A 25,568-nucleotide genomic window follows, 5' to 3' on the forward strand; every position below is an offset into this window, starting at 1 on the left:
TTTATTTAATGAGTTCGGCTGTTTCTTCTAAACGAACTGATACTAGTTTGGAGACGCCGGACTCTTGCATGGTGACACCGTATAATACGTCGGCTTCTTCCATTGTTCCTTTACGGTGTGTGATAACGATGAACTGCGTGCCGGACTCGAATTGCTTCAAGTAACGGCTGAATCGTGTAACATTGGCTTCATCTAAAGCCGCCTCTACTTCATCCAAGATACAGAATGGTACTGGGCGAACGCGAATGATAGCAAATAGTAATGCAATCGCCGTTAGCGCACGTTCTCCGCCAGAACGAAGCGATAGGTTTTGTAATTTTTTCCCAGGTGGTTGAACGACGATATCAATCCCGGTTGTTAAGAGATTTTCAGGATCAAGTAGCACCAGTTCCGCGCTACCTCCGCCAAATAGCTCAGGGAAAACAATCGCAAATTCGGTTTTAATTGCTTCAAAACTTTCACTAAAACGAATTTTCATTTCTTCGTCCATTTCGTCCATGACTTTAAAGAGGGTTTCTTTTGCGGCAAGTAAATCCGCTTGTTGTCCGTTTAGGAAGTCAAAACGTTCTTGGATGCGCTCGAATTCTTCGATGGCACCAATATTGACGATACCTAGTTCATCGATAGAACGTTTTAATAAACGAACTTTCGAACGAGCTTGTTCGGTATTTACTTCTGGCAAGATTTTTTCTTCGGCTTGCTCTGGTGTTAGTAAGTAAGCTTCTTGCAAACGATCAATTCGGTTCGTAATATCTACTTCTAAACGACCAATACTAATTTCTGCATTATTTTTTTGCTCCACGTAAAAACTGATTTGATTATTTTTTTGTGTTAATTCGGCTTCTAATAGTTCTAATTTTTCTTGTAGTTCAGCGCGGGTTTGTCTTGTTTGCGTAAGTTTTTCGCTTGTTTCAGCCTTATCTTTGCGCAGTTCTTCAATGGATTTTCTAGCTGATTCTTCGCTTGTATGAACGCTAGTTAAGTTGGTTTTTAAGGAAGCTAGCTTTTGTTCAGCCGCTTCTTTTTGTTCGTAATTTTCATGTAGCGTTGTCGTTACTCGCTCGACGGCTTCTGTAGCAGATTGAAGTTGCTCTCGTTTAGCGGCGATTTGCGCTTTTAAGGATGACAGACTTTCTAAATCTGCTGCACGTTTGCTTTCTAGTGCTTTGCTTGAACTTGTCATCGCCTTGATTTCTTCATCGGTTGCTTCGATTTGTTTCGCGATTTCGACTTGTTCATGTAGTAAAGTTTCTTTTCGCTCCAGTAGTTTGTTTAATTCTTCGCTACCGTCTGCTTTTTCAATATCATATAGTTGTAGTTGTTTATTGAAGCGCTCTAGATTCTCGGTTTCTCGGTCTAATTTTCCAAGTAATTCTTTTTCTTGTAAACGTAAATTTTCACCGATTCCTCGTGTTTCTTCGAGTTCTTCACGTTTTTTCGCCATGCTATCTTTAGCTAGTTGAACCGCAGATTCCATTTCACGAGTGGCTTCGTTTAACTCGGCAATTTTCTCTGCTAATTGGCCTAACTCATGTTTTCTCGTTAAGATAGACGACTTTCCGCCTTTGGTTGCTCCACCAGTCATCGAACCACCGGCATTCACTACGTCCCCTTCCAGTGTCACAATGCGATACCTAAAGTTGACTAAGCGAGCGAGCGTATTCGCCCCTTTTAAATCTTTTGCCAAAATCGTTGTCCCGAGAGCATTCAAAATAACCGGAGAAACTTTTTCATCAAAAGAAATGACTTCACTTGCAAGTGCGATAAAAGCAGGTTGGTTGCTTAAAGCGTTTTTTGTTGCAGCTGGAAGTTCGCGAGGTTGAATAGTCGAAAGTGGTAAGAAAGTTGCACGGCCACTTTTCGTTTTCTTCAAGAAACTGATGGCTTCACGAGCAACGCGGTCATCTTCTACGACAACGTTCTGCGCACTTGCCCCAAGCGCTGTTTCCATGGCTTGTTGGTACTTCGCGGGTATTTCTACGAGTTCTACTAATGCACCTAAAATCCCTGGAATTTCTTTTTTCGCTTTTAAGACTTCCCGGACACCTTGGAAAAAGCCAGCATAATCATCCGCCAACTCCTCTAGTGTTTCCTTCCGCGATTTCATTTGTTGCACTGTTTCATAATGTTTATAAAGTGCGCGTTCTTGTGTCCCAAAAATCGCTTCTTGTTTCGCTAAAGTTTGCTGTACTTCACGGTAAATTTCCATTTGTTCCGTAAGCTCACTTTGGATTTTTGTTAAATGTGTTTTCGTTGTTTCGATTTGCGATAGCATATCTTTTCTATCATCGACATGATGACTATTTTCTAAGTCTAATTTGTCAATTCGACTATTGATTTGCCCAATTTGACGCTCAATATAACCTAAATCATTATTGATGGTCGTCTGTGTGTGGCGTAAATCAATATAATCACTTTTGCGATTTTCGATTGCTTCTTCGGATAAATCATCGTATTTAGCAAGTGTCGCTTCTAGCTCTTTTTTCGCTTTTACAGCAATTTCAAGTGCTGTTTCTTTTTCGAGTTTTGAGCTACTTAGAACTTCTTTTTGCTCTTCCAAAGCAGTAATTTTTTCCGTAATTGCCGCCAGTGTTTCTGCGTAGACTTGTTCATTTTCGCTACTATGTTTTTTACGTTCTAATTGAAGATTCCGTTCCCCTTCTAGTTGTTCCAGCTTCTCCGTTTCAACTAAAAGGCGTTCTTGTAAATTATCTAGCGCAATATCTGTTTCATTAAGTGCTTGTTTTTCACGTGAAATAACCGCTTCCTCGGCGTGTAATTCTTCGCGTAGCTTAATTAAAACCGTTTGATTTTCACCAAATTCTTTACGTACTTCGGCTAGTTTTTCTGTTAAGGAACTGATTTCACTCGCAAGTAGCGTCACTTCGTATTTTTCTAGTTCTTCTTGTTGGAATAAATAATCTTTCGCAATAGAAGCTTGCATTTCAAGCGGCTCCAGTTGCCCTTCTAATTCATACAAAATATCTTGTACACGGTTTAAATTTTCTTCCGTTTCAAATAATTTATTTTCGGCTTGTTTTTTACGGTGTTTATATTTAAGTACGCCGGCTGCTTCTTCAAAAATCGAGCGACGTTCTTCTGGTTTACTGTTCAGAATCTCATCAATTTTCCCTTGCGAAATAATCGAAAAAGACTCTCTTCCAAGTCCAGAGTCCATAAATAAATCGACAATATCTTTCAGTCGACAATTTTCTTTATTAATTAAAAACTCGCTATCACCATTACGGTAAATACGTCTAGTAACAGCTACTTCGCTATAATCAAGTGGTAAAAAATGGTCTTCATTTTCGAGAATAAGCGATACTTCCGCAAAATTAATTGGTTTACGCGTATCACTTCCAGCAAAAATAACGTCGCCCATTCGGCCACCACGGAGCGATTTAGCGGACTGCTCACCAAGTACCCAGCGGATTGCTTCTGTAATATTACTTTTCCCGCTGCCATTTGGTCCTACAACTGCAGTCATGCCGGGCACGAAATCTATCGCAACTTTGTCAGCAAAGGATTTAAAGCCATTCATTTCTAATCGTTTTAATAACATGTCCGGACACCTCCATTTTTGTTTATCTGTGTGTTAGTTGATTTATAGCAAATTGTGCCGCACTTTGTTCTGCTTGTTTTTTTGTTCTGCCGCTGCCTTTTCCAAGTACTTGTCCGTTAACGATAACTTGGGCATCGAATGCTTTATTGTGCGCTGGTCCTGTTTCGCCAAGAATATCATATTCGATCAAGACATCACGGTCCCGTTGAACAATTTCTTGCAGTTGCGTTTTATAATCAACGGTTTGTAGATATGCCCCTGCATCAATTTTTGGAAAAATAACCCGTTCTAAAAATGTCACAACTTTGTCAATCCCATTATCTAAATAAAGCGCGCCGATAAATGATTCAAATACATCCGCCAGAAGTGCTGGACGAGTTCTTCCACCGGCTTTTTCTTCTCCTTTACCAAGTCGTACATATTTGGAAAAATGTACTGCTTCTGCAAATTCAACTAAAGAAGGCTCACAAACAATTGCTGCGCGCATTTTTGTCATGTGTCCTTCTGCCATATCTGGATATTTGTTAAAAAGGTAGTCCGATACTGTAAGTTCAAGTACGGCATCACCAAGAAATTCTAAGCGTTCATTATCTTTCACATTTTCCCGGCGGTGTTCGTTCACATATGAGGAATGTGTGAATGCTTGTTTTAATAATTCAACATCTTTAAAATCAAAGCCAACACTTTCTTGTAATTCTTCCCATTGATTCATTTCACTTGCTCCTCTCTTTAATAAGCAAGTTCATTTTCTAAACAGCCACTAGCAAAAAGCTGCTTAGAAAATGAACCAACAAATCTCGTGACCTTGAAAAAGAGGCCACCTGCGTTACTCATCTCGCGTGCGGAAGTTACCACAGCAAAGATAAGTAACACGGGCACCCTCATTTATCCGGTCACATAAAGTTTTATGCGTTCGCCTCTATGTACTTCACTGCATCACCAACTGTGTTAATGTTTTCAGCGTCGCCATCAGAGATTTCAACTCCGAACTCGTCTTCAAGTTCCATTACTAATTCAACAACATCTAGGGAATCTGCACCTAGATCTTCTTTGAAGGAAGCTTCTAAAGTTACTTTGGATTCCTCGACACCTAAACGGTCGACGATGATTTTTGTAACTTTTTCTAATACTTCTGCCATTTTTCACTTCACCTCCCTCCAAGTATTATATAGGATTATTTCTCCTACGTAAACAAAAATATTTAAAGTAATGCGAGCCAAGTAAATTCGCATTCAATAACCAATTTTACATGACCATTCCGCCATCAACAGATAGTGTTTGACCAGTAATATACTTCGAAGCATCGCTCGCTAGGAAAAGAACTGCATTTGCAATATCTTCCGTTGTTCCATAATCACCAAGCGGAATTTGCGCTAACATTGCTTCTTTTGTTTTTTCATCTAATTTGTCGGTCATATCTGTTGTAATGAAACCAGGAGCGACAGCATTTACGTTAATACCGCGAGGCGCAAGTTCACGAGCAGTTGTTTTTGTTAAGCCGATAACGCCTGCTTTACTTGCTACGTAATTAGCTTGACCTGCGTTACCAATTAAACCAACAACAGATGCCATATTGATAATTTTACCTGCGCGTTGTTTCATCATTGTACGGCTTACTGCTTTTGTACAAAGGAAAGTTCCTTTTAGGTTGATATTAATTACGTCATCCCATTCGTCTTCTTTCATACGCATTAATAAGTTATCACGTGTAATTCCCGCATTATTCACGAGAATGTCCACACGACCAAAGCGTTCGATTGCTTGTTTGAAAAAGGCATCTACATCTTCAGCAATGGCTACATTTGCTTTCATTGCTTCTACTTCAACACCATGTTCTGCAACGAGTTTTGCTGTTTCTTCTGCAGCTTCTGGGCTACCATTGTAATTGAAGAAAATATTTGCGCCTTCTTTGGCTAATTTGATGGCGATGTCACGACCAATTCCGCGTGATCCACCTGTTACTACTGCTACTTTGCCTTGTAAAGTCATTAATTATTCTCCTTTCAATGTCGCTGCAACGCTTTTCACTGATTCAGCATCACCTGCTGACAGTACAGTTACATCACGATTGATTTTCTTAATTAAACCTGCTAAGACTTTTCCAGAACCAATTTCGACAAACGTATCTACGCCGTTTTTAATTAATTCTTCGACGATATCTTCCCATAATACTGGAGAATAGATTTGCTTGATTAGTTTATCGCTAATTTCGGATTTATCCGTAGTTTCTTTAGCATCCACGTTATTAACCACTGGAATCTGACCATCAGAAATTTTAACCTCTGCTAAAACATCGCGGAAAGCAAGTGCGGCTGGTTCCATTAAGCTAGAGTGGAAAGGTCCGCTAACAGCAAGTGGTAATACGCGTTTTGCGCCACTTTCTTTTGCTTTTTCGCCTGCTTTTTCAACGCCAGCTGTTGTTCCAGAAATAACGATTTGTCCTGGGCAGTTAAGGTTAGCAAGTTGTACTGCATCGCCTTCTTTAGTTACTTCTTCGGTGATTGTTTTTAATGTTTCCCGGTCTACACCAAGAACTGCAGCCATTGCGCCAGCACCATTTGGTACAGCTGCTTCCATTAATTCACCTCGTTTACGTACAAGGTAAATCGCATCACTTGCTTCTAAAAATCCGCCAGCAACAAGCGCACTATATTCACCAAGACTATGTCCCGCTACGTAATCAGCTTTCACACCATATGTTTCTAAAGCGCGTAAAATAGCAACACTTGTGGAAACTAAAGCTGGTTGTGCGTTTTCGGATTTCGTTAATAATTCAATTGGACCTTCTGTAATAATTTCTGTGATTGAAAACCCGAGTCTTTCGTCAGCATCATCATAGATTTTTTTTGCTTCAGGATATTCTGCTGCTACATCTTGTCCCATGCCAATTTTTTGTGCTCCTTGACCGGGAAATACAAATGCAATTTTAGTCATTAGATTCTGTTCCTCCTACTTTTACTTTGTCTACTTCTGCTTTAATTGTTTCGACCACTTGTTTTTCAACCATTTCACGTACTTGACGGATTGTGGTGAAAATACCATTAGCATTGGATGAACCGTGGGCTTTTACAACTGGAGCTTGAACACCGAACAAACAAGCACCGCCATATTCGCTATAATCCATTTTTGCTTTTAAAGCCATTAAATCTTTTTTCAAGAAGCTTGCTGCAACTTTATTTTTAAAGCCATTAAGCAAACTCATTTTTAGCATACTTAGGAAAGCGGCGCCTGTTCCTTCGATGGACTTAAGTACCATATTACCAGTAAATCCGTCGGTTACAACAACATCTGCTACATCCATTAATAAATCACGCGCTTCGATGTTGCCGATAAATTCGTAAGCGTCTTGATTTTTCATAAGTTCGAATGATTTTTTTGTTAAATCATTTCCTTTTGTTTCTTCTGTTCCAATGTTTAAAAGTGCTACGCGAGGACGATCAATTTTACGCACTTTTTCTGCGTATACCGAGCCCATTAAACCAAATTGTAATAAATGTTCTGGTTTTGCTTCCGCATTTGCTCCTAAATCAAGCATAACAAAGCCTTTTCCTGTCACGGTTGGTAGTGTAGGTGCGAGTGCTGGACGGTCGATTCCTTTGATACGACCAATAACAAACAATCCAGTAGACATTAAAGCCCCTGTGTTTCCAGCTGAAATACAAGCATCTGCTTCTCCGTCTTTTACCGCTTGGGCAGCAAGTACCATGGAAGCTTTTTTCTTCCGTTTTACAGCACGAACTGGTTCGTCATCACTTTCAATTTTTTCATCGGTATGTATAATTTTTACGCGGGTTTTATCAGTTAAATATTCATTTATTTTTGTTTCGTCTCCAAAAAGAAGAATTTCAACATCTTTATATTGGGCCACAGCTTTCATCACACCTAGAACAATTTCTTTTGGTGCATGATCTCCACCCATCGCATCTACAGCAATTTTCATTATACGTCAGTCCTTTATTTTCATTTTTGCGTTGCGTGATACATTTCAAATTTGCCTTTAAGTACAATTTCATCTCCAACATAGCTTTTCACGTCTACGATTGTAATAGCTCTGTTGTCTGTTGCCGGACGTACTTTTGCTTTTGCGATGATGCGTTCTCCTTCGTTTACAGAACGAACAAAGCGAACGGTTGCTTGTGTTGTTAGAGCTATTTCATTTGGGATGACGGCGGTTGCTAAGGAATTAGCTTGGGCAAACAAATGATGCCCACGAGCGATTTTATTTCGTTTAAAAACATGCTCACTACGCACATCAAAAATGGAAATAGCGCTCTTGCTAAGTTGAATATCAATAATTTCACCAATCACTTCATCGATGGGAAGGCTTTTTACTGCATCGGCATAAGTGACACTCGCAACATGTTTGATTCGCTCTCTGAGTTCGGGGATGGAAAGTGCTACCCTATCTAAACGAATAGTTTGCACACTGACCCCAAATTTTTCTGCAAGCTGCTCATCTGTTATGAAAGGATTTTCTTCAATCGCAACTTGAAGTTTCATTTGACGATCCTTTTTAGAATATTTTTTCATGCACGTATCCTCATCTCTTTTTTGTGAAAGGTATTAATACCAGCTACTAAACAGTAGGTAAAAAAAGGAAGTTACCTCTGTAGGATAACATTCAGAACTTCCTTTGTATTTATAGGTACTTTAATATGTTATTAAAAATCAAGCCAAGTTGCAAGTTTTTTTAAAGATTGTTACATAGGTTTAATCTAGTTTTTGCTCCGTGAAGACGCCTTCTTCCTCCAGAAGTGCTACTAATTTTTCGTAGTTTTTGTTCTCTAACATACCTTCTTCAAAAATCATATGAACGGCATCTTGGCGGGCGATCTCCAGTACGCGGTAATCGTGAACCATATCTGCTACTTTGAATTCTGGAACACCGCTTTGTTTTCTACCGAAGAAATCTCCAGGGCCACGAAGTTCTAGATCGCGTTCACTAACCACGAAGCCATCGTTTGTTTCTGACATAATCATCATACGTTCTTTGCCGACTTCGGTTTTTGGGTCAGCAATTAAAATACAGTAAGACTGATCTGCCCCGCGCCCAACTCGGCCTCTAAGTTGATGCAATTGTGCTAAACCAAAACGGTCGGCATCGTAAATGACCATCATGGTAGCATTTGGTACGTTTACGCCGACTTCAACGACAGTGGTCGAAACAAGGCAATCAATTTTTTTATCATTAAAGTCGCGCATAATTTGCTCTTTATCTGCTGGTAATAGTTTACCGTGCATAAGACCTGGAATATATTTAGTGCCCCATTTATTTTGTAGAATGTTGAAAACGTCTATCGCATTTTGCACATCAAGTTTTTCTGATTCTTCAATTAGCGGACAAATGATGTAGACTTGGTGGCCTTTGTCGATTTCTTTTTCCATAAAACCGATAACGCGATCAAGCATTTGATGTTTTACCCAGTAAGTTTCAATTTCTTTTCGACCAGCTGGGAGTTCATCGATAATCGATACATCCATTTCGCCAAACGCTGTAATTGCAAGCGTTCTAGGAATTGGGGTTGCGGTCATAAATAAAACATCCGGATATTCCCCTTTTTCACGAAGAACACGACGCTGTGCTACGCCAAATCGATGTTGTTCATCCGTAATAACTAAACCTAGGCGATGATAAATTACTTCGTCTTGAATTAATGCATGCGTTCCGATTAAAACATCAATGGAGCCATTTTCAAGCATTGCTAGTAATTCTCTGCGCTGTTTGCCTTTCACACTACTCGTTAGTAAGCCAACTGTAATATCAAAAGGTTGCAACAGCTCTACTAAGGAATTCGCATGTTGCTCGGCTAAAATTTCGGTTGGTACCATGAGCGCACTTTGGAAGCCACTTTTGGCAGCTGCATACATGGCAATAGATGCTACAACTGTTTTACCCGATCCCACGTCTCCTTGTAGCAAACGATTCATATGGAAGTGTGATAACATATCGCCGCAAATTTCATTGACTACTCGTTTTTGTGCTTTTGTTAGTGGAAATGGCAAGGAATCAATGTAATGGCGCAAATCTTCTACATCGTAATTAATCGAAATTCCGCCTGATTTCTCGCGTTCAATTTTACGGAAAAACTGCATTTTTAATTGGAACAATAAGAATTCTTCATAGACCATTCGACGTCTAGCTTGTTTCAATTCTTCGTTATTTTTTGGAAAATGAAGAATGCGTACTGCTTCCAAGCGATCCATTAATTGGTATTTTTCTAATAGATTACTTGGAATAACTTCTTCTATATCTTGACTATAGCTATCAAAAGCCAGTCTCGTATATTTTTGCATTGTTTTGTTGCGTAACGTTCCTTTTAGTCGATAAACGCCCTCTAACTCTTCTTCGTTTTCGACAGCACCAATTTTAATTTTGCTGGCTGTAACTTGTGCGCGGCTCTTGTCCCATTTGCCAGAAATTGTCACTGTTTCACCAACGCTTATTTTACTTTTTAAATAGGGTTGATTGAAAAAATCGATTTTGATGACTTGACCTTCTGTTGACACGCGGAAAGAGAGCTTGGATTTTTTGCGACCGTAAAAGGCTACTGTTGCTTCTGTTAGGACTTCGCCTTGAATGGTAATCCGTTCTTCGTGCGCCACTTCGGATAAATCCCGCAACCGATAATCCTCATAGCGATACGGGAAGTTCCAAAGCAAATCATGCACGGTAGATAAACCTAACTCTTTTAACGTTTTCGCTGTTTCTTCGCCAATTCCTTTGATTTCAGTTGTCGGGATTCGTTTAAGTTCACTCACGCTTATCTTCTGGCGACAGTCCAAAAATCTTCCGCTGAATTGCACGTCCAGTCGGTGTAGCCGCCAATCCTCCTTCTGCCGTTTCTCTTAAAGAGCTTGGCATTTGTAAGCCTACGCGGTGCATTGCTTCAATTACTTCATCACATGGAATCCGGCTCTTAATACCTGCGAGCGCCATATCTGCTGAAATAATTGCTTGCGAGGAACCAAGTGCATTACGTTTAACACATGGTACTTCCACAAGTCCCGCTACTGGATCACAAACAAGTCCAAGCATATTTTTCATCGTCATTGCCATAGCATGTGCTGATTGTTCTGGCGTCCCACCGGCTGCTGCTACAATCGCCGCTGAAGCCATCGCACTTGCTGAGCCAATTTCTGCCTGACAGCCACCAGCCGCTCCACTTATAAAAGCATTATTCGCAACAACATACCCAAGGGCACCTGCTGTGAATAAAAAGTTCACCATATCCTCACGCGACATTTCCAGACGATCTTTTAAAGAAAAAAGTACACCTGGTACAACTCCGGCACTCCCTGCAGTTGGGGTGGCGCAAATGACGCCCATTGAAGCATTAACTTCATTCGTCGCGATTGCTTTTGCTACAGAATCCAGTAAAACTTCGCCTGATAAGAAGTTTCCTTTTTTGATATAGTCTTGCATTAGGACGGCATCTCCGCCTGTTAAGCCAGTTGTAGAAGTAACTCCTGCCTCACCCTCGCGAATAGCTTCTTCCATAATATCTAAATTCCGTTCCATCGCAGCTGTTATTTCTTCCCGCGGTAAACCAGAAATATTCATTTCACGCTTAATCATAATTTCAGCAATAGTTAGGTTCTCGCGTTCCGCGATATCTACTAATTCTGCTACAGTTCTAAACATTGTCCACACTCACTTTCTTTACTCTTTACCAACATACCTGATTTACAACTCAAAATAAAGCCAAATGCACGTTTTGTTTACGCACATTTGGCTTTACACAAATCGAGCGAAAGCCACCGATTTACTAGAGATCAAGTATCAAACTACTAAATCATGACACTTGCTACTTGATAAATCCCTGGTAATTCAGCAATTTTGCTAATTAAAGCTTGTTCGACGTGTTGGTCCACTTCAATTACCATTAACGCTTCATCGCCTTTTACTTTACGCGATACTTTCATTTGACCGATATTAATTTTATGGTCGGCAATCACAGAAGATACTGCAGCAATCGCGCCAAATTTGTCTTGATGCAAAATAAGGATAGCTGGAGCAGTTCCAGTGAATTCTAGTTCGAATTCGTTTAAACGAATAATTTCTACTTTTCCACCGCCAATGGATGCACCAATTAATGTCATTTGTTGCATGCCATGTTTTAAAACTAATTTTACAGTGTTTGGATGAGGCGGCTCTTCCACTTCTTCAATAAACTGAATGCGCATGCCCCACTCTTCAGCAAGCTTCGGAGATTCTTTCATGCGCGGATCATCTGGCTCAAAGCCGAGCAATCCGCCAATCAGCGCTACATCAGTACCATGACCTTTATAGGTTTTGGCAAAAGAACCATATAAATGAATATCTACTTGGGATGGTTGTTCATTAAAAACAGCTCGTGCAATGGCACCAATACGACTAGCACCGGCAGTATGAGAACTTGACGGACCAATCATTACTGGACCAATAATATCAAATACGCTATTAAATTTCACTAAAATCATCCTTTCTTCTATTCATTTACAGAGGCGTCTTTATTCTACAGCAAAAATATACGGATAAACTGGTTGGTCACCTTCGTGAATTTCTACTTCGACATCAGGGAAAGCTTCTGTTACTTTATCAGCAAGCGTTTCTGCTTTTGAAGTATCTGAATCTTCACCAACAATGATAGTAACGATTTCGCTATCGTCATCGAGCAGTTTCTCCAGTGTTTCGTATGCAGCTTCTTCTAATGTTGCACAGCTGACTTTGATTTTGCCTTCAACCATACCGATGAAGCTGTCTTTTTTGATTTCGACACCTTCTACTGTTGTATCACGTACAGCTGTCGTTACTTGGCCACTTGCTACGTCTTCAATTGCTGCTCTCATTGCTTCTGCATTAGCTAGGAAATCTTGATCTGCTTGGAATGAAAGAACGGCAGTAAGACCTTGTGGAATTGTTTTTGTAGGGATGATTTGTACTTTATCATCTCCTAGAATTTGTGCTGCTTGTTCTGCAGCCATTTGGATATTTTTATTATTTGGAAGAACAAAAACTTGTTCTGCATTTGCCGATTCAATTGCTTTTACGATATCTTCTGTACTTGGATTCATTGTTTGCCCACCTGAAAGAACAACGGAAACGCCCATGCTTTCAAATAGTTTCTTCAATCCTTCTCCAGCTGAAACAGTAACAATACCATAAGCCGCTTTTTCTTTTGCTGGTGCTTTATCATCACCAACAATTTCATTATGCTGTTCACGCATATTTTCTACTTTCATTTTAAGTAGACTACCGTATTGTTGACCGTAATTTAGTACTTCCCCCGGATGTTCCACGTGGACATGTACTTTTACTACTTCATCGTCCGCAGCTACTAGTAGAGAATCCCCCAGTTTACTTAAATCTTGACGGAACTGTTCTTCGTCAAAAGGTTTTTGACCGGGTTTGTTTTCGTTGATTTTCACGATAATTTCGGTACAGTCACCAAAATGAATATCTTCCGTTGACATAAAGTCTTGCACATGGCGATGATGTTCAGCATTGATTAGTTCACCCATAGATGCCATATAGTCAGGAGCTTCAGCCATTTTGCCAGTTAGTGCGCCATAAAATCCTTCATAAATAATGATAAGACCTTGACCACCACTATCGACAACACCAACTTCTTTTAAAACTGGAAGTAAATCTGGTGTTTTTTCTAATGCGACTTTCCCTTGTTTTAAAATTGCTTCCATTACTAATTCGATATCTTGATGTTCACTTGCTGCTGCAACTCCGGCTTTTGCGGCTTCACGAGCTACGGTTAGGATAGTTCCTTCGACTGGCTTCATGACAGCTTTATAGGCAGTTTCCACCCCTTTAACGAAAGCACCAGCAAATTCTTCCGCGTTTAATGTTTCTTTATTTTCAATTGCTTTAGAAAAACCTCGGAAAAGTTGGGATAAAATAACACCTGAGTTCCCGCGGGCACCCATTAGTAAGCCTTTCGCCAAATTGGCCCCAACGGCACTAATTGTTTCTTTATCATTTTTCGCAACTTCTTCTGCTCCACTTGTCATCGATAGATTCATATTCGTTCCCGTGTCACCATCTGGAACCGGGAAGACATTCAATGAATCTACAAAATCAGCATTTTTTGCTAAATTCTCTGCTCCAAGTGCTATCATTGCTGCAAATTTCTCTGAGTCTAACTGATATATACTCACTTACATAATCCTCCTTATGATTCCTTGATTACTCGGACACCTTGAACATAAATATTCACTGATTCCACTGTAATACCGAGTGTTTTTTCTAGTGTGTATTTGACGCGTTCTTGAACGTTATGCGCAACTTCGGAAATTTTTGTTCCAAAGCTAACAATGATATACATGTCAATATGTATACCTTCTTCTTCTTGTCTAACGATTACGCCTTTAGTATAATTTTCTCTTCTTAAAATATCTGTCAAACCATCACGGATTTGATGTCTACTTGCCATTCCAACGATGCCAAAATTTTCTTCGGCAGCTCCACCAGCGATTGTTGCAATAACATCACTAGTAATGTCAATTTTGCCTAGCTTTGTGTCGATTTCAATTGCCATTCTATATTCCTCCCTACGGATTATATTCTCGTTCGATTATTTTTTAGTATTGATTTTTATTTAATTATAAAGTCGTCCCTACCTATTTTACTATAATCAGGGTCCTTTGGAAAGCATATCCTCCATTTGCCTGATTAAAGCTACTTTTATGGTGTCAAGTAAAAATTCTTTGCACTATTTTCGCATATCCTCTTGCAAAGTATACTTGTTTATGATAAATTATTCTAGTGTATGAAAAACAAATGGATAGGTTATTCTAAATAAATTATCCGAAGAGCTCTGTAAGGAGGGGTAAACTATGGCTAAAGAATGTGTTATTACAGGCCGCAAATCACGTTCCGGTAACAAACGTTCCCACGCAATGAACTCCAGCAAACGTACTTGGAAAGCTAACTTGCAAAAAGTACGGATTCTGGTTAACGGCAAACCTAAAAAAGTTTGGGTATCTGCTCGTGCGCTTAAATCTGGTAAAGTGGAACGCGTTTAATTGAAGGAGAAATCAAGTGCAGCGACAATTATGTCGGTGCATTTTTTCTTTGCCTTAAAATAAAAAAATACAGGCCGAGTGCACCTGTATTTCTTGTTAATCATTACTTTGTGTTAATAAAATCATCCCGCTTTTAAAGGAAAATTCACCTTTTTTCTCCACAAACTCATTACTTGAAAGTGCTGAACCTACTGGGTAAGTAGCATTTTCGAGTGGATAAGCGAATCCTTTTAGCGTCAGTCCTGTAACGTCTTTCATCGTTGTAAATGCGACATATTTCTTATCAGGTAGTTTTTCAATGGTATAGCTACCTGGTGTGTACATTTTGATGTAGTTATAGCGGTCAATCATTTCTACGACCGGTACAGCGTTTAAAAATCGTGGTTTGGTCAACATCATTAGATTCGCAAGTAGATGGTCTAAGCGGCCTCCTGTTGCACCAAAAATGCGTATCTTATCTGGATTTTGCTCCATCGCCCAACTTAATCCAATTTCCGTATCTGTTTCATCTTTTTCTGCAGGAAATTCGTGTACATCTGCTACTTTGGTTTTCAAATGAGCCAGTTCTTCTTTAGAGAGTGAATCAAAATCTCCCATCGCAACGGTCGGTACAATTCCATGGTCTAACAAACGTTTTGCTCCGCGGTCCACGCCAACCCAACTAATCTCTGCGCTCGTATATTGTGCTAAATCAGGAATTTCGGACGCAGGTCCACCAACCATGATATTAATTATTTTCATACTTGAGTCCCCTTCTCCCCTAACAAATAAGACTGGAACAGAGGTCCCAGCCCTACTATTAGTTTACTCGCCTACAACGGCACGTAATTTATCAATTGGTGTTTGACGATTTTTATTTCCATAAATGTAACTACCAGCTACAAAGACATTTGCGCCAGCATCACGGCATAATTTCGCTGTTTCATGATCCACGCCGCCATCTACTTCAATTTCGATATCTAAGCCTTTTTCATCCACTATTTTCTTGAAAGCACTAATTTTTTCTAGTACTTCTGGAATGAATTTTTGTCCGCCAAAACCAGGATTTACTGTCATAAATAGAACCATATCCAGTTCATTTAAAACGTGTTGTAAAACATCGATTGGTGTGGCTGGATTAAGTACTGCTCCCGCTTTCACACCGTAAGAACGGATTAATTGTAATGTGCGATGAAGATGCGTACAAGCTTCGACATGCACCGTAATGTAGTCTGCACCCGCTTTTGCAAATTCTGGAATGTATGTATCCGGGTTTTCAATCATTAAATGAACATCAAGTGGTAGTTTTGTTTCTGGGCGAATGGCTTGAACAACAGCAGGACCAAATGTAATATTTGGAACGAAATGTCCGTCCATAACATCAATATGAATGTAGTCTGCACCGCAATTTTCTACTTCTTTAATATCTCTTGCAAGATTTGCAAAGTCTGCACTTAAAATCGAAGGAGCTATTTTTCCCATTCTTAATACCTCGGCTTTCTGTTTTTTAATTCTTGTAAAATTTGGATATAGTGTTTGTAGCGAAATTCTGCTATTTCATTTGCTTCAACAGCTGTTTTCACTGCGCAATTAGGTTCGTTTTCGTGCATACAACCACGAAATTTACAACCGCTACGACGATCTTCCATTTCAGGAAAGCAAAATTGTAATGTTTCAGGTTGCAGGTCATCCCATTCGATAGAACTAAAGCCAGGCGTATCAGCGACAAATCCATCGCCAATCGGCATTAGTTCGACATGTCTCGTTGTATGTTTTCCGCGACCGAGTGAGTTCGAAATCTCTGCTGTTTTTAAAGTTAAATCACTATTTAAGCTATTTAGGAGAGTCGACTTTCCTACACCGGATTGCCCAGCGATAACTGCAGTTTTTCCACTAATATAGTCTTTAATGGCTTCTTTATCGGGTTCATCATTGGTAACAAAAACATCATAACCAATCGCTTCGTATATGTCTTTGTAAACAGCAATCTGCTCTTTTTCAGATTCTGATGCCAAGTCCATTTTACTAATGCAAATAACTGGCTTGATATCTTCCTTCTCAATAGCTACTAAAAAACGATCCGCAAGATTCGTGGAAAAATCTGGTTCTACTGCTGAAAACACCAAAATCGCAATATCAATGTTTGCCACGGGAGGTCGCACAAGTGCATTCTCCCGGGACATTACATCTAAAATGTAACCATCTGTTTTATTTTCTATTTGAAATTCGACATCATCGCCTACAAGCGGAGAGATATTTCGTTTTCTAAAATTCCCTCGTGCTCGACATTGATATACTTTTCCTTCTGAAAATACATAGTAAAATCCGCTCAACGCTTTGATAATTTGTCCTTCCAGCACATTTCCTCCGTTCTATTTTTAATTTGGATAAGGGACTGTACCTTCATCGATTACTTTATCATCACTGATGATTTTGTAGCCTGCGCTAGAACCTTCTTCAATTTGGAAAGTTATTTCTACCGAGGTATTTTGTGTAATGCTCATTTCTCGGTAAGCGCTCGTCATGCTATGGTCTTTATCTTGAATGTAAATTTGCACTTTCTGTGGTTGTGGGTTGTCTTCATCACTTGGTGTATATGGGATGTTAAATGTTTTTGTTACTTCTTTGACTTGTTTTTCTTTTGGTCCTGCAGAAATGACAATCTCAATCGTATCTCCAGCGTTCATTGCCGTTCCAGCAGATGGAGACTGCGAAATAACTTGTCCTTTTTCAACAGTGCTTGAGTTTTCTTCTTTACTTGAAACTTTAAGTCCAAGCGGTGAAGCGTAGTCTTCTACTGCCGTTTTAGTGTAACCTCGTAAATCTTTCAGTGTAATTGGTTCTGCACCTTTACTTACGACGAATTTCACATCGGTTGATTTAGCAACTACTTCTGTTCCTTGGGTTGGTGTTTGGCTAATAATCATACCTTTTCCAACTTCTGAACTATAGGCTTCCTCTGAAGAAATATTCTTAAATCCTTGCTGTTCGAGGATTGCTTTGGTATCTGTGTAACTTCTTCCCGTGTAGTCATCCATCGTTATTTTTTTCGAACCAATACTTACGAATAAATTAATTTTTGTTCCTTTTTCTTTCATTTCACCGGCTTCAGGGTCCGTATTAATTACTTTTCCTTCTGCTATTTCATCGCTATTTTTTTCTGCGGTCTTGCCAATGACAAAGCCTTCTTTTTGAAGTAGGGCTACTGCTTGGTCTTCTGTTTTACCAGAAACATCCGGCACAGCAACCTCATCAGGACTCTTGCCTAGTAGCCACAGTAATAAAATACCAATGATAAAAATGGCAATAACGGAAAAAACGATTAATGTAATTTTCTTTTTCTTGCTCATTTTTTTCTTTTTCTTGCCTTTTTTCTCTTCAGGAACTGCTTCAGCTGCTGCTACTTTTCCTTCTGGGACAATGGTTTTATCAAGGTTTTGCATCGTGTCTTTGGTTGCGATGATTGGAATTGCTTTCGTATCACCATCATCTGTTGGGAAAACATATTTAGGTTCGTTCAAACGGTCTTTATTTAAACAAGTTTGCAAGTCTTTTTCCATTTCTTCTGCGTTTTGATAGCGTAAAAATGGATCTTTAGCCGTTGCTTTAATAATAATATTTTCTAAGCTTTGTGGAATTTCTGGATTTTGTTCTCTTGCGGATGGGATGTCTGCTTGCAGATGCTTAATAGCTATAGAAACTGCTGACTCCCCGTCAAAAGGTACTTTTCCAGTTAATAGTTCGTATAACACAATGCCAAGTGAATAGATATCTGATTTTTGCGTTGCCATTCCGCCACGTGCTTGTTCTGGGGATAAGTAATGCACCGAACCTAGTAAAGAATTCGTTTGTGTAATAGATGTTTCTGAAAGTGCCATTGCAATACCAAAATCTGTAATCTTCACAACACCATCATGATCAATTAAAATATTTTGCGGTTTTAAGTCACGGTGGATAATGTGATGTTGATGGGCGATTGCTACCGCAGAAACGATTTGCAGCATAATATCAACTGCTTTTTCATAACTGATTGGATGATTTTCGTGAATGTACTGTTTTAAATCCATCCCATCTACATGTTCCATTACAATATAGTGTAAATCATTTTCTTCACCAACATCGTACACACTAACAATATTAGGGTGAACGAGACTTGTTGCTGATTGAGCTTCTCGTTGGAACCGACGAATAAGGTTGCTTTCATCTGCCAAATCGATTCGTAAAATTTTCACTGCAACATCTCTATCAAGAATAATATCATGCGCCAAGTACACATTGGCCATTCCGCCGCCACCTATTGCATGTAAAATCTTATATCGATCACTTAATCGCTTACCAATCATCATGAAGCGTCCCTCCCTTTCTGCGTCAGATCTCGTTCGACTAACAGCACAGTAATATTATCTTCTCCCCCATAAGAATTAGCTTTTGTAATAAATACATCTGCTTTTTCCGAAAGAGTTCGTTTGCTTTTTAAAATTTCTTCCATTTCTGTTTCTGGAACCATATTCGTTAAACCGTCGGAACAAAGTAATAACGTATCGCTCGTTTGAAAAGGGACAACAAATGTATCTACTTCCACTTTTCCTTCTACGCCAAGTGCGCGTAAAAGAATATTTTTGCGAGGATGGTTCATAGCATCTTCTTTGCTGATTTCACCTGTTCGAAGGAGTTCATGTACAAGCGAATGATCTTCGGTTAGTTGACGTAAAACGTGATTTTGAAGTAAATAACCACGGCTGTCTCCTACGTTGGCGATAACGACTTGTGACTGCGCCATAATAGCGGCAACAAGTGTTGTTCCCATACCATTTAGATCCATTTCACTTTCCGCATAAAGGGCAATTTCTTTATTGACTTCTTGGATAGTTTTGCGTAACCAAGTTTCAATTTCTTCTGCGGTCAAAAGTGCGGTCGTTTCTTTCCATGCGTCGCTTAGTAAACGAACAGCCATTTCGCTCGCCACGTCTCCTGCGCGGTGACCACCCATGCCGTCTGCAACAATGACAATTGGCTGGTTATCTTTATTTTCAAAAACGCCGCCATTGTCTTCATTATGATGTCTTATTCTGCCTCTATCTGTTCTAAATTCTGCATGCATTTAAAAGCACCTCACTATTTTTCAGGACTTCACTTTTCTAAGGCTAGAAACGAAGAAACCATCGCTTCCAATATCTGTTGGTAAAAGTTGAATAAAATCGTCCTTCTTGATTTGCGCCAATTTTTCGGGAAGTACTACTGGTTCAAGTGCGAATTCTGGATGTTTTTCTAGGAAAGCACGAAGAACCGTTTCATTTTCTTCCTTGTCAATGGTACAAGTACTATAAACTAATATACCATTTTCTTTTACTAATTGGCTAACGTCATCTAAAATGGCTAATTGAATTTCTGCTAATTTGTGGATATCTTTTTCTGTTTTTGCGTATTTAATGTCTGGTTTTCTGCGAAGAACGCCAAAGCCAGAGCATGGAGCATCCACTAAAATACGGTCAAATGTTTCTGGTTCAAACATAGTACTTGCGGTTCTTGCGTCTAAATGCGCCGTACGAATATTAAGTAGTTGCAATCGTTTGGCGGCTTGATCAATTAGCTTGGTTTTCTTTTCGTGGATATCAAGTGCATGAACCATTCCCGTGCCGTGCATTTTTTCCGCGATATGGGTTGTTTTCCCACCCGGTGCCGCACAAGCATCTAATACGGTCAAATTATCTTCTAGTTGAAGCGCATAGGCTGCGAGCATTGAGCTTTCGTCTTGAATGCTACATTTACCGTCTTTGTATGCTTTTGTTTCTGCTACAGATCCTTTTTCAACAAGTAACGCTTCCTCGATAAATTCATTACGTGTCACGGTGATTCCTTGGTCATTTAGTTCTTTGATTAATTGTTCAGTAGGAATTTCCGTTTGGTTGACACGAATGCTTTGGTGAGGTGCGACAAGAAATGCTAAACCGATTTCACGCAGTTTTTTGATACCATATTGATCTGCCCACCTTTTTGCTAACCATTCTGGCAGACTTGTTTCAACAGCGATTTTTTGCACAGGGTCTTTGATGGCATCAATACTTGGTACGCCTTTTCGGATAACATTACGCAACACACCGTTGACGAACTTAGTTACACCTTGGTGTCCTAAATCTTTCGCGATGTCACCAGCTTCATTTAAAATCGCATGCTCAGGAACTTTATCTAAAAAGGTTAATTGATACACGGACATTCTTAGTAAGTTTTTCACCCAATTGTCGGGTTCTTTATTTAGAAACGGCGCTAAGTAATAATCAAGTGTAATTTTACGTTGTGTTGTACCGTATACTAACTCAGTCAAAAGGCCTTTATCAAGCGGGTTTAGCTTTTGTTTTTTTAAGGCGTCATTAATTAATAAATGGCTGTATGATTGATTATTTTCAATTTTAATAATGAGTTCTAGCGCAATCGCACGAACTGTTTTTTGTTTTTTCATTTATTCACCAAACCTTGTCGTCTTACTTAAATTTCTACCAGCTCCGGACATGAATGAGTGAATATCCATCTTCGGTTTTCCTGCTGGTTGGATCACTGTTGGTACGATGAGCGTGCCGTCGCCTGTTACGATTTTAAGCGTTGTTTTATCTGCTAAAATGGCACCTGGTTCGCCGCTCTCTTTTGTCTCTTCATAAGTTGCTTCCCAGATTTTAAATGGTTTTTCTTCCAGTGTTGTATAAGCCACTGGCCAAGGAGACAATCCTCGAATTTGATTAAAGATAGTACGTCCTGGTTTTGTCCAGTCGATTTTTTCTTGTTCTCTTGAAATATTGCGCGCAAAGGTTACTTTTTCAGGATCTTGTGGGATTGCCGTTATTTTTCCAGCTAAAAAGTCGGGTAATGTGTCCATCAATAATTCTGCGCCTAGTTTGCTTAATTTATCAAACATGGTGCCAGTATTATCTTCATCTGTGATGGGGATTTTACGCTGACTAATCATATCACCAGCATCCAATTTCTCTACCATATACATAATCGTGACACCTGTCTCCGTTTTCCCATCAAGGAGTGCATAGTGGACAGGAGCGCCGCCGCGGTATTCTGGTAAAAGAGACGCGTGCACATTAATCGCGCCATGCTTCGGTGATTCAAGTAAACTATTTGGCAAAATTTGTCCGTAAGCTGCTGTTACAAGCAAATCAGCCTCGAGAGCAATCAGTTCTTCCAGTTCGCTAGATGTCCGCAATTTTTCTGGTTGATAAACTGGAATAGCTAGTTCTAAAGCAGCCTTTTTTACTGGCGGTGGTGTTAAAACTCGTTTGCGCCCAACTGGTCGGTCCGGCTGTGTCACAACTGCAACTACGTCATACGTGCTAGCTAATTGCGTTAAAACGGGAACGGAAAATTCTGGTGTGCCCATAAAGATAATTTTAGTCATTGGTTTGCTCCTTTTACATTAGTACGTAAGGCTGTACGTCAATAGTTATTGTTAGACCTTTTTGTTGGTCTTTTTGATAATGCGTAATTAGTGTTTTTAGTTCTTTTTTTAAGTTTGGTTCGATTTTATATTTAATAATGCACTGGTAGCGATATTTGTTTTTAATTCTTGTGATGGTACTAGGAACTGGGCCTAGAATAACAGCATCTGGACCGAGCTTTCCTCGTAAAAACTGAGCCATTTCTTGAATGGTTCGAATAGCTTTCATTTCATTTTCATCACTAACATTAATCATCGTTAAGTAATAGAACGGCGGGTATGAACCCATTTTTCGCAGCTGCATTTCGTGGTTATAAAACCCGATAAAATCATGCTTTTTAGCGAATTCAATACTGTAATGTTCTGGGTTATAGCTTTGAACGATGACTTCCCCTGTCCGCTCGTGCCGCCCTGCTCGCCCACTTACTTGAGTGAGAAGTTGGAAAGTTCGTTCCGAGGCGCGAAAGTCTGGTAAATGAAGCATCGTGTCGGCATTTAATACGCCAACTAACGTAATGTCTGGAAAATCTAGTCCTTTGGCAATCATTTGCGTACCAAGTAAGATATCCGCTTCGTGATTGCGGAAGCTTTTGAGTAACTTTTCATGGGCGCCTTTTGTTCTCGTTGTATCTACGTCCATCCGGATGACGCGCGCTTCTGGAATTAATTTGGTCAAACTTTCTTCTACTTTTTGTGTACCAGTACCAAAATAGCGAATATGCTCGCCTTCGCAGCTCGGGCATTTTTGTGGAACACGTTCTTCATGTCCGCAGTAATGACATTTCATTTGGTTGCTCGATTGATGATAAGTGAGCGAAATATCGCAGTTCGGACATTCCACAACATAACCACAATCACGGCACATCACAAAGGAGGAATAGCCACGGCGATTTAGCATTAAAACCGTTTGTTCTTTTTTGGCAATTCGATCTTTGATTTTTTCCAGCAACTCAGTCGAAAATTCAGTGCGGTTTTCTTTGCGTAATTCTTCGCGCATGTCGACAACACTCACTTCTGGCATCGCCCGATCATTGACCCGGCTAGGAAGTTCGATTAACGTATACACACCTTTTTTCGCTCTAGCAAAAGATTCAAGGGACGGCGTGGCGCTTCCGAGAACTACTGGGCATTGATATTTTGTTGCGCGCCAAATGGCCACATCTCTTGCATGATAACGCGGATTATCTTCTTGTTTGTAACTTGCTTCATGCTCTTCGTCGATAATAATAATGCCGAGATTTTCAAACGGTGCAAATACGGCGGAGCGAGCCCCAACGACAACGCGCGCTTCTTTACGTTCAATTTTGCGCCATTCGTCGTATTTTTCTCCGGAAGATAGCGCACTATGTAGTACCGCGACCTCGCTTCCAAAGCGGCTTTTGAATCGCTCTACCATTTGCGGCGTAAGGGAAATTTCCGGTACTAAAACGATGGCTTCTTTGCCTTCTTTTAATTTTGCTTCGATGGTTTGTAAATAGATTTCGGTTTTCCCACTTCCGGTAACCCCGTGTATTAGGAATGTTTCTTGATTAGTTGCTGCGGTGATTTTCTCGCACGCAGTTTGTTGATCTGGTAATAACTGAAGCGATTCACTTTTTTCAAATTGGTGATTTTCATAGGGATCACGCGAAACAATTTTTTCTTGAATAGAAAGCAACCCTAAGTCGACTAATTTTTTTAGCGTGGCATCCGTTGTTTCCGCTTGTTTTTTTAACTCAGCTGCCGTAATTTCGTTGCCTTCAAATGCTTGGAAAAATGCGAGTACACGTGACTGTGCTTTGGCATTTTTCGGCATATCTTCTATTATTTCAGCTAGTTGGTGTGGTGATTTGAGACAGTTAACAACGCGAACTTTTTTACTCGTGATTTTGTTTTTGACTTGGTAGACTACTTCCACGCTGCCTTCTCTGACCCATTTGCCAATTTGTTTGAGTAAACCGCGGGCTTCTGCCACTTTCCAGTCTAGTGTTTCGTAGCCTTCAAATAGCTGCTCTAATTCTTCGTTTTCCTCATCTAAGCGCAAAAAATATTTTTCATATTTTGCTCGTAGCGCGGCTGGTAACATGGCTTGGTAAGCAGACACCCGGAAACTCAGCGTATCTTCTGCTAACCAATCGCCTAGCTCCATCAATTCTTCATTTAAAACGGGGGCTAAATCCATCACCCCGTCAATGCCTTTTAATTTTGGGTTTTCTTCTGTTTCTCCAAGAGCAATGACAAATCCTTGTATTTTACGATTTCCAAATGGGACACTTACTCGCATACCTGGACGAATAAGTTCTTCTAAATCTTCTGGAATATAGTAGTCAAATGGACGATCCACTTGCATGGCTGGAACGTCCACAATTACTTTCGCAATATTAATCATTCGTTCACTTCCTTAAAAAGTTAGCAGTTTCTTTGATGATATATTCAGCAACTTCTTTTTTATCTAGTATCGGTAGCGCTTCGCTAGAACCATCTTTTCGGTAAAATGTCACGATATTCGTATCCCCGGAAAAGCCTGCTCCCGCTACGCTAATATCGTTAGCGACAATCATATCGGCATTTTTGGATGTTAGTTTTTTACGTGCGTTTGCTTCTAGATTTTCTGTTTCAGCGGCAAAGCCAATCACGACTTGGTCCGCAGTTTTGTGTTGACCAATTTCGAGTAAAATATCTTTGGTTCGTTTCATTTCAATGGCAAAATCGCCCGGCTGTTTTTTAATTTTTTGGTCTGAAACTTTCGCTGGCGTGTAATCGGCAACTGCTGCTGTCATCACGAAGATATCTTGTGACACTTTATGTTCATCCACAGCTTGATACATTTCTTCTGCCGATTCGACATAGATTGCTTCTACACCAGGAGGTACGGGAAGTGCTTTACTTGTAGTAACTAGCGTAACCTTCGCACCGTGACGCGCCGCAGATTCTGCTATGCTAAAGCCCATTTTCCCAGTTGAATGGTTAGTGAAATAGCGTACTGGATCTAATTTTTCGCGAGTTGCGCCGGCTGTTACTAGCACATTTTTTCCTTGAAGGAGGTTTTTATCTTCTTGAAAAAATTCAGCAATCCGAAGAACGATTTTTTCTGGTTCTTCAAGACGACCGCGACCAACATAGCCACAAGCTAAGTAACCTTCTTCTGGCTCGATAAAACGGACACCGTCTGCGTATAATCGATTAATATTTCGAATAACTGCTGGGTGTTGGATCATGTGGACATTCATTGCTGGTGCCACCCAAACTGGTGCCTCTATTGCAAGAATGGTTGTCGTTACCATATCATCAGCGATTCCATTTGCCATTTTGCCAATCACATTTGCGGTAGCTGGTGCGACAATTACTAAATCAGCCCAATCAGCTAAGTCAATATGTGCGACCACACTTGATTTTTTTTCGTCAAATGTATCTGTGTATACATCATTTTTAGATAATACTTGGAACGAAAGCGGTGGAACAAATTCCTGTGCATGTTCTGTCATCATCACTTTGACGTTTGCTCCTGCTTGCGTTAATTTACTTGTAAGTGCGACTGCTTTATAAACAGCAATGCCACCAGACACTGCGAGTAAGATATTTTTTCCTTGCATCAAT

22 protein-coding genes are annotated in these 25,568 nt (G+C 39.9%); 1 reads left to right on the plus strand and 21 read right to left on the minus strand.

All coding sequences use genetic code 11. The annotated features are described in order from the left end of the window. Position 1: 1 nt before the first annotated feature. From smc to AB2Q86_RS09700, 12 genes are all read right to left on the minus strand, one after another. A complete protein-coding gene (gene smc, locus AB2Q86_RS09645) occupies positions 2–3,562 on the minus strand; it encodes a chromosome segregation protein SMC (protein ID WP_003729537.1) in 3,561 nt (1,186 codons plus the stop codon). 22 nt (positions 3,563–3,584) lie between these two features. Beyond that, positions 3,585–4,274, minus strand: coding sequence for a ribonuclease III (gene rnc, locus AB2Q86_RS09650; protein ID WP_003723865.1), 690 nt, complete (start codon positions 4,272–4,274; stop codon positions 3,585–3,587). A gap of 193 nt (positions 4,275–4,467) precedes the next feature. Beyond that, positions 4,468–4,701 carry an acyl carrier protein gene (locus tag AB2Q86_RS09655; protein ID WP_003723866.1) on the minus strand — a complete coding sequence of 78 codons (234 nt, stop codon included), beginning with the start codon at positions 4,699–4,701 and terminating at the stop codon, positions 4,468–4,470. A gap of 106 nt (positions 4,702–4,807) precedes the next feature. Next, a complete protein-coding gene (gene fabG, locus AB2Q86_RS09660; protein ID WP_012581128.1) occupies positions 4,808–5,551 on the minus strand; it encodes a 3-oxoacyl-[acyl-carrier-protein] reductase in 744 nt (247 codons plus the stop codon). 3 nt (positions 5,552–5,554) lie between these two features. Continuing rightward, positions 5,555–6,496, minus strand: coding sequence for an ACP S-malonyltransferase (gene fabD, locus AB2Q86_RS09665; RefSeq protein ID WP_003729536.1), 942 nt, complete (start codon positions 6,494–6,496; stop codon positions 5,555–5,557). Continuing rightward, positions 6,489–7,502, minus strand: coding sequence for a phosphate acyltransferase PlsX (plsX, locus tag AB2Q86_RS09670; RefSeq protein ID WP_003723870.1), 1,014 nt, complete (start codon positions 7,500–7,502; stop codon positions 6,489–6,491). Before plsX ends, fabD begins: the two co-directional genes overlap by 8 nt. A 20-nt stretch (positions 7,503–7,522) precedes the next feature. Continuing rightward, complete coding sequence (gene fapR / locus AB2Q86_RS09675; RefSeq protein ID WP_012581127.1) at positions 7,523–8,092, minus strand: transcription factor FapR; 570 nt, start codon at positions 8,090–8,092, stop codon at positions 7,523–7,525. Between the two features lie 180 nt (positions 8,093–8,272). Continuing rightward, positions 8,273–10,321: an ATP-dependent DNA helicase RecG gene (gene recG / locus AB2Q86_RS09680; protein WP_012581126.1), complete on the minus strand. Its 2,049-nt coding sequence runs from the start codon at positions 10,319–10,321 to the stop codon at positions 8,273–8,275. After that, entirely contained in the window at positions 10,314–11,204 is an 891-nt protein-coding gene (gene sdaAA, locus AB2Q86_RS09685; protein ID WP_012581125.1) for an L-serine ammonia-lyase, iron-sulfur-dependent, subunit alpha, read from the minus strand. Before sdaAA ends, recG begins: the two co-directional genes overlap by 8 nt. Before the next feature lie 146 nt (positions 11,205–11,350). Then, a complete protein-coding gene (gene sdaAB, locus AB2Q86_RS09690) occupies positions 11,351–12,013 on the minus strand; it encodes an L-serine ammonia-lyase, iron-sulfur-dependent subunit beta (RefSeq protein WP_003729532.1) in 663 nt (220 codons plus the stop codon). A gap of 39 nt (positions 12,014–12,052) precedes the next feature. After that, a complete protein-coding gene (locus tag AB2Q86_RS09695) occupies positions 12,053–13,711 on the minus strand; it encodes a DAK2 domain-containing protein (RefSeq protein ID WP_119721743.1) in 1,659 nt (552 codons plus the stop codon). Between the two features lie 14 nt (positions 13,712–13,725). Continuing rightward, positions 13,726–14,091: an Asp23/Gls24 family envelope stress response protein gene (locus AB2Q86_RS09700; RefSeq protein WP_003720130.1), complete on the minus strand. Its 366-nt coding sequence runs from the start codon at positions 14,089–14,091 to the stop codon at positions 13,726–13,728. Between the two features lie 298 nt (positions 14,092–14,389). On the opposite strand from AB2Q86_RS09700, the gene rpmB reads away from it, so the two are divergent. Continuing rightward, positions 14,390–14,578, plus strand: coding sequence for a 50S ribosomal protein L28 (rpmB, locus tag AB2Q86_RS09705; protein WP_003720131.1), 189 nt, complete (start codon positions 14,390–14,392; stop codon positions 14,576–14,578). Between the two features lie 96 nt (positions 14,579–14,674). Here the strand turns inward: rpmB and AB2Q86_RS09710 are convergent, their stop codons facing one another. The 9 genes from AB2Q86_RS09710 to coaBC form a co-directional block, all read right to left on the minus strand. Next, positions 14,675–15,319, minus strand: a complete 645-nt coding sequence (locus AB2Q86_RS09710; protein ID WP_012581123.1) for a thiamine diphosphokinase — start codon at positions 15,317–15,319, stop codon at positions 14,675–14,677. Between the two features lie 63 nt (positions 15,320–15,382). Next, the gene (rpe, locus tag AB2Q86_RS09715) at positions 15,383–16,039 is read right to left on the minus strand and encodes a ribulose-phosphate 3-epimerase (protein ID WP_012581122.1); all 657 of its coding nucleotides are present in this window, start codon (positions 16,037–16,039) and stop codon (positions 15,383–15,385) included. Positions 16,040–16,041: 2 nt separating this feature from the next. Then, positions 16,042–16,917, minus strand: a complete 876-nt coding sequence (rsgA, locus tag AB2Q86_RS09720) for a ribosome small subunit-dependent GTPase A (protein ID WP_003729529.1) — start codon at positions 16,915–16,917, stop codon at positions 16,042–16,044. A gap of 18 nt (positions 16,918–16,935) precedes the next feature. Next, on the minus strand, positions 16,936–18,903 hold the full coding sequence (gene pknB, locus AB2Q86_RS09725; protein WP_012581121.1) for a Stk1 family PASTA domain-containing Ser/Thr kinase: 1,968 nt from the start codon (positions 18,901–18,903) through the stop codon (positions 16,936–16,938). After that, complete coding sequence (locus AB2Q86_RS09730; RefSeq protein ID WP_003729528.1) at positions 18,900–19,658, minus strand: Stp1/IreP family PP2C-type Ser/Thr phosphatase; 759 nt, start codon at positions 19,656–19,658, stop codon at positions 18,900–18,902. The genes pknB and AB2Q86_RS09730 overlap by 4 nt, the downstream gene beginning before the upstream one ends. Before the next feature lie 21 nt (positions 19,659–19,679). Continuing rightward, the gene (gene rsmB / locus AB2Q86_RS09735) at positions 19,680–21,014 is read right to left on the minus strand and encodes a 16S rRNA (cytosine(967)-C(5))-methyltransferase RsmB (protein WP_012581120.1); all 1,335 of its coding nucleotides are present in this window, start codon (positions 21,012–21,014) and stop codon (positions 19,680–19,682) included. Continuing rightward, on the minus strand, positions 21,015–21,953 hold the full coding sequence (gene fmt, locus AB2Q86_RS09740) for a methionyl-tRNA formyltransferase (protein ID WP_012581119.1): 939 nt from the start codon (positions 21,951–21,953) through the stop codon (positions 21,015–21,017). Positions 21,954–21,966: 13 nt separating this feature from the next. Then, positions 21,967–24,360 (minus strand): primosomal protein N', encoded by a 2,394-nt coding sequence (gene priA / locus AB2Q86_RS09745; protein WP_012581118.1) that lies wholly within the window; start codon positions 24,358–24,360, stop codon positions 21,967–21,969. A 4-nt stretch (positions 24,361–24,364) separates the two neighbouring features. Next, positions 24,365–25,564, minus strand: a complete 1,200-nt coding sequence (coaBC, locus tag AB2Q86_RS09750) for a bifunctional phosphopantothenoylcysteine decarboxylase/phosphopantothenate--cysteine ligase CoaBC (protein WP_014589096.1) — start codon at positions 25,562–25,564, stop codon at positions 24,365–24,367. Between the last annotated feature and the right edge of the window lie 4 nt (positions 25,565–25,568).

Origin of the sequence: Listeria monocytogenes (assembly GCF_041765605.1) — a bacterium.
GTDB lineage: Bacteria > Bacillota > Bacilli > Lactobacillales > Listeriaceae > Listeria > Listeria monocytogenes_D.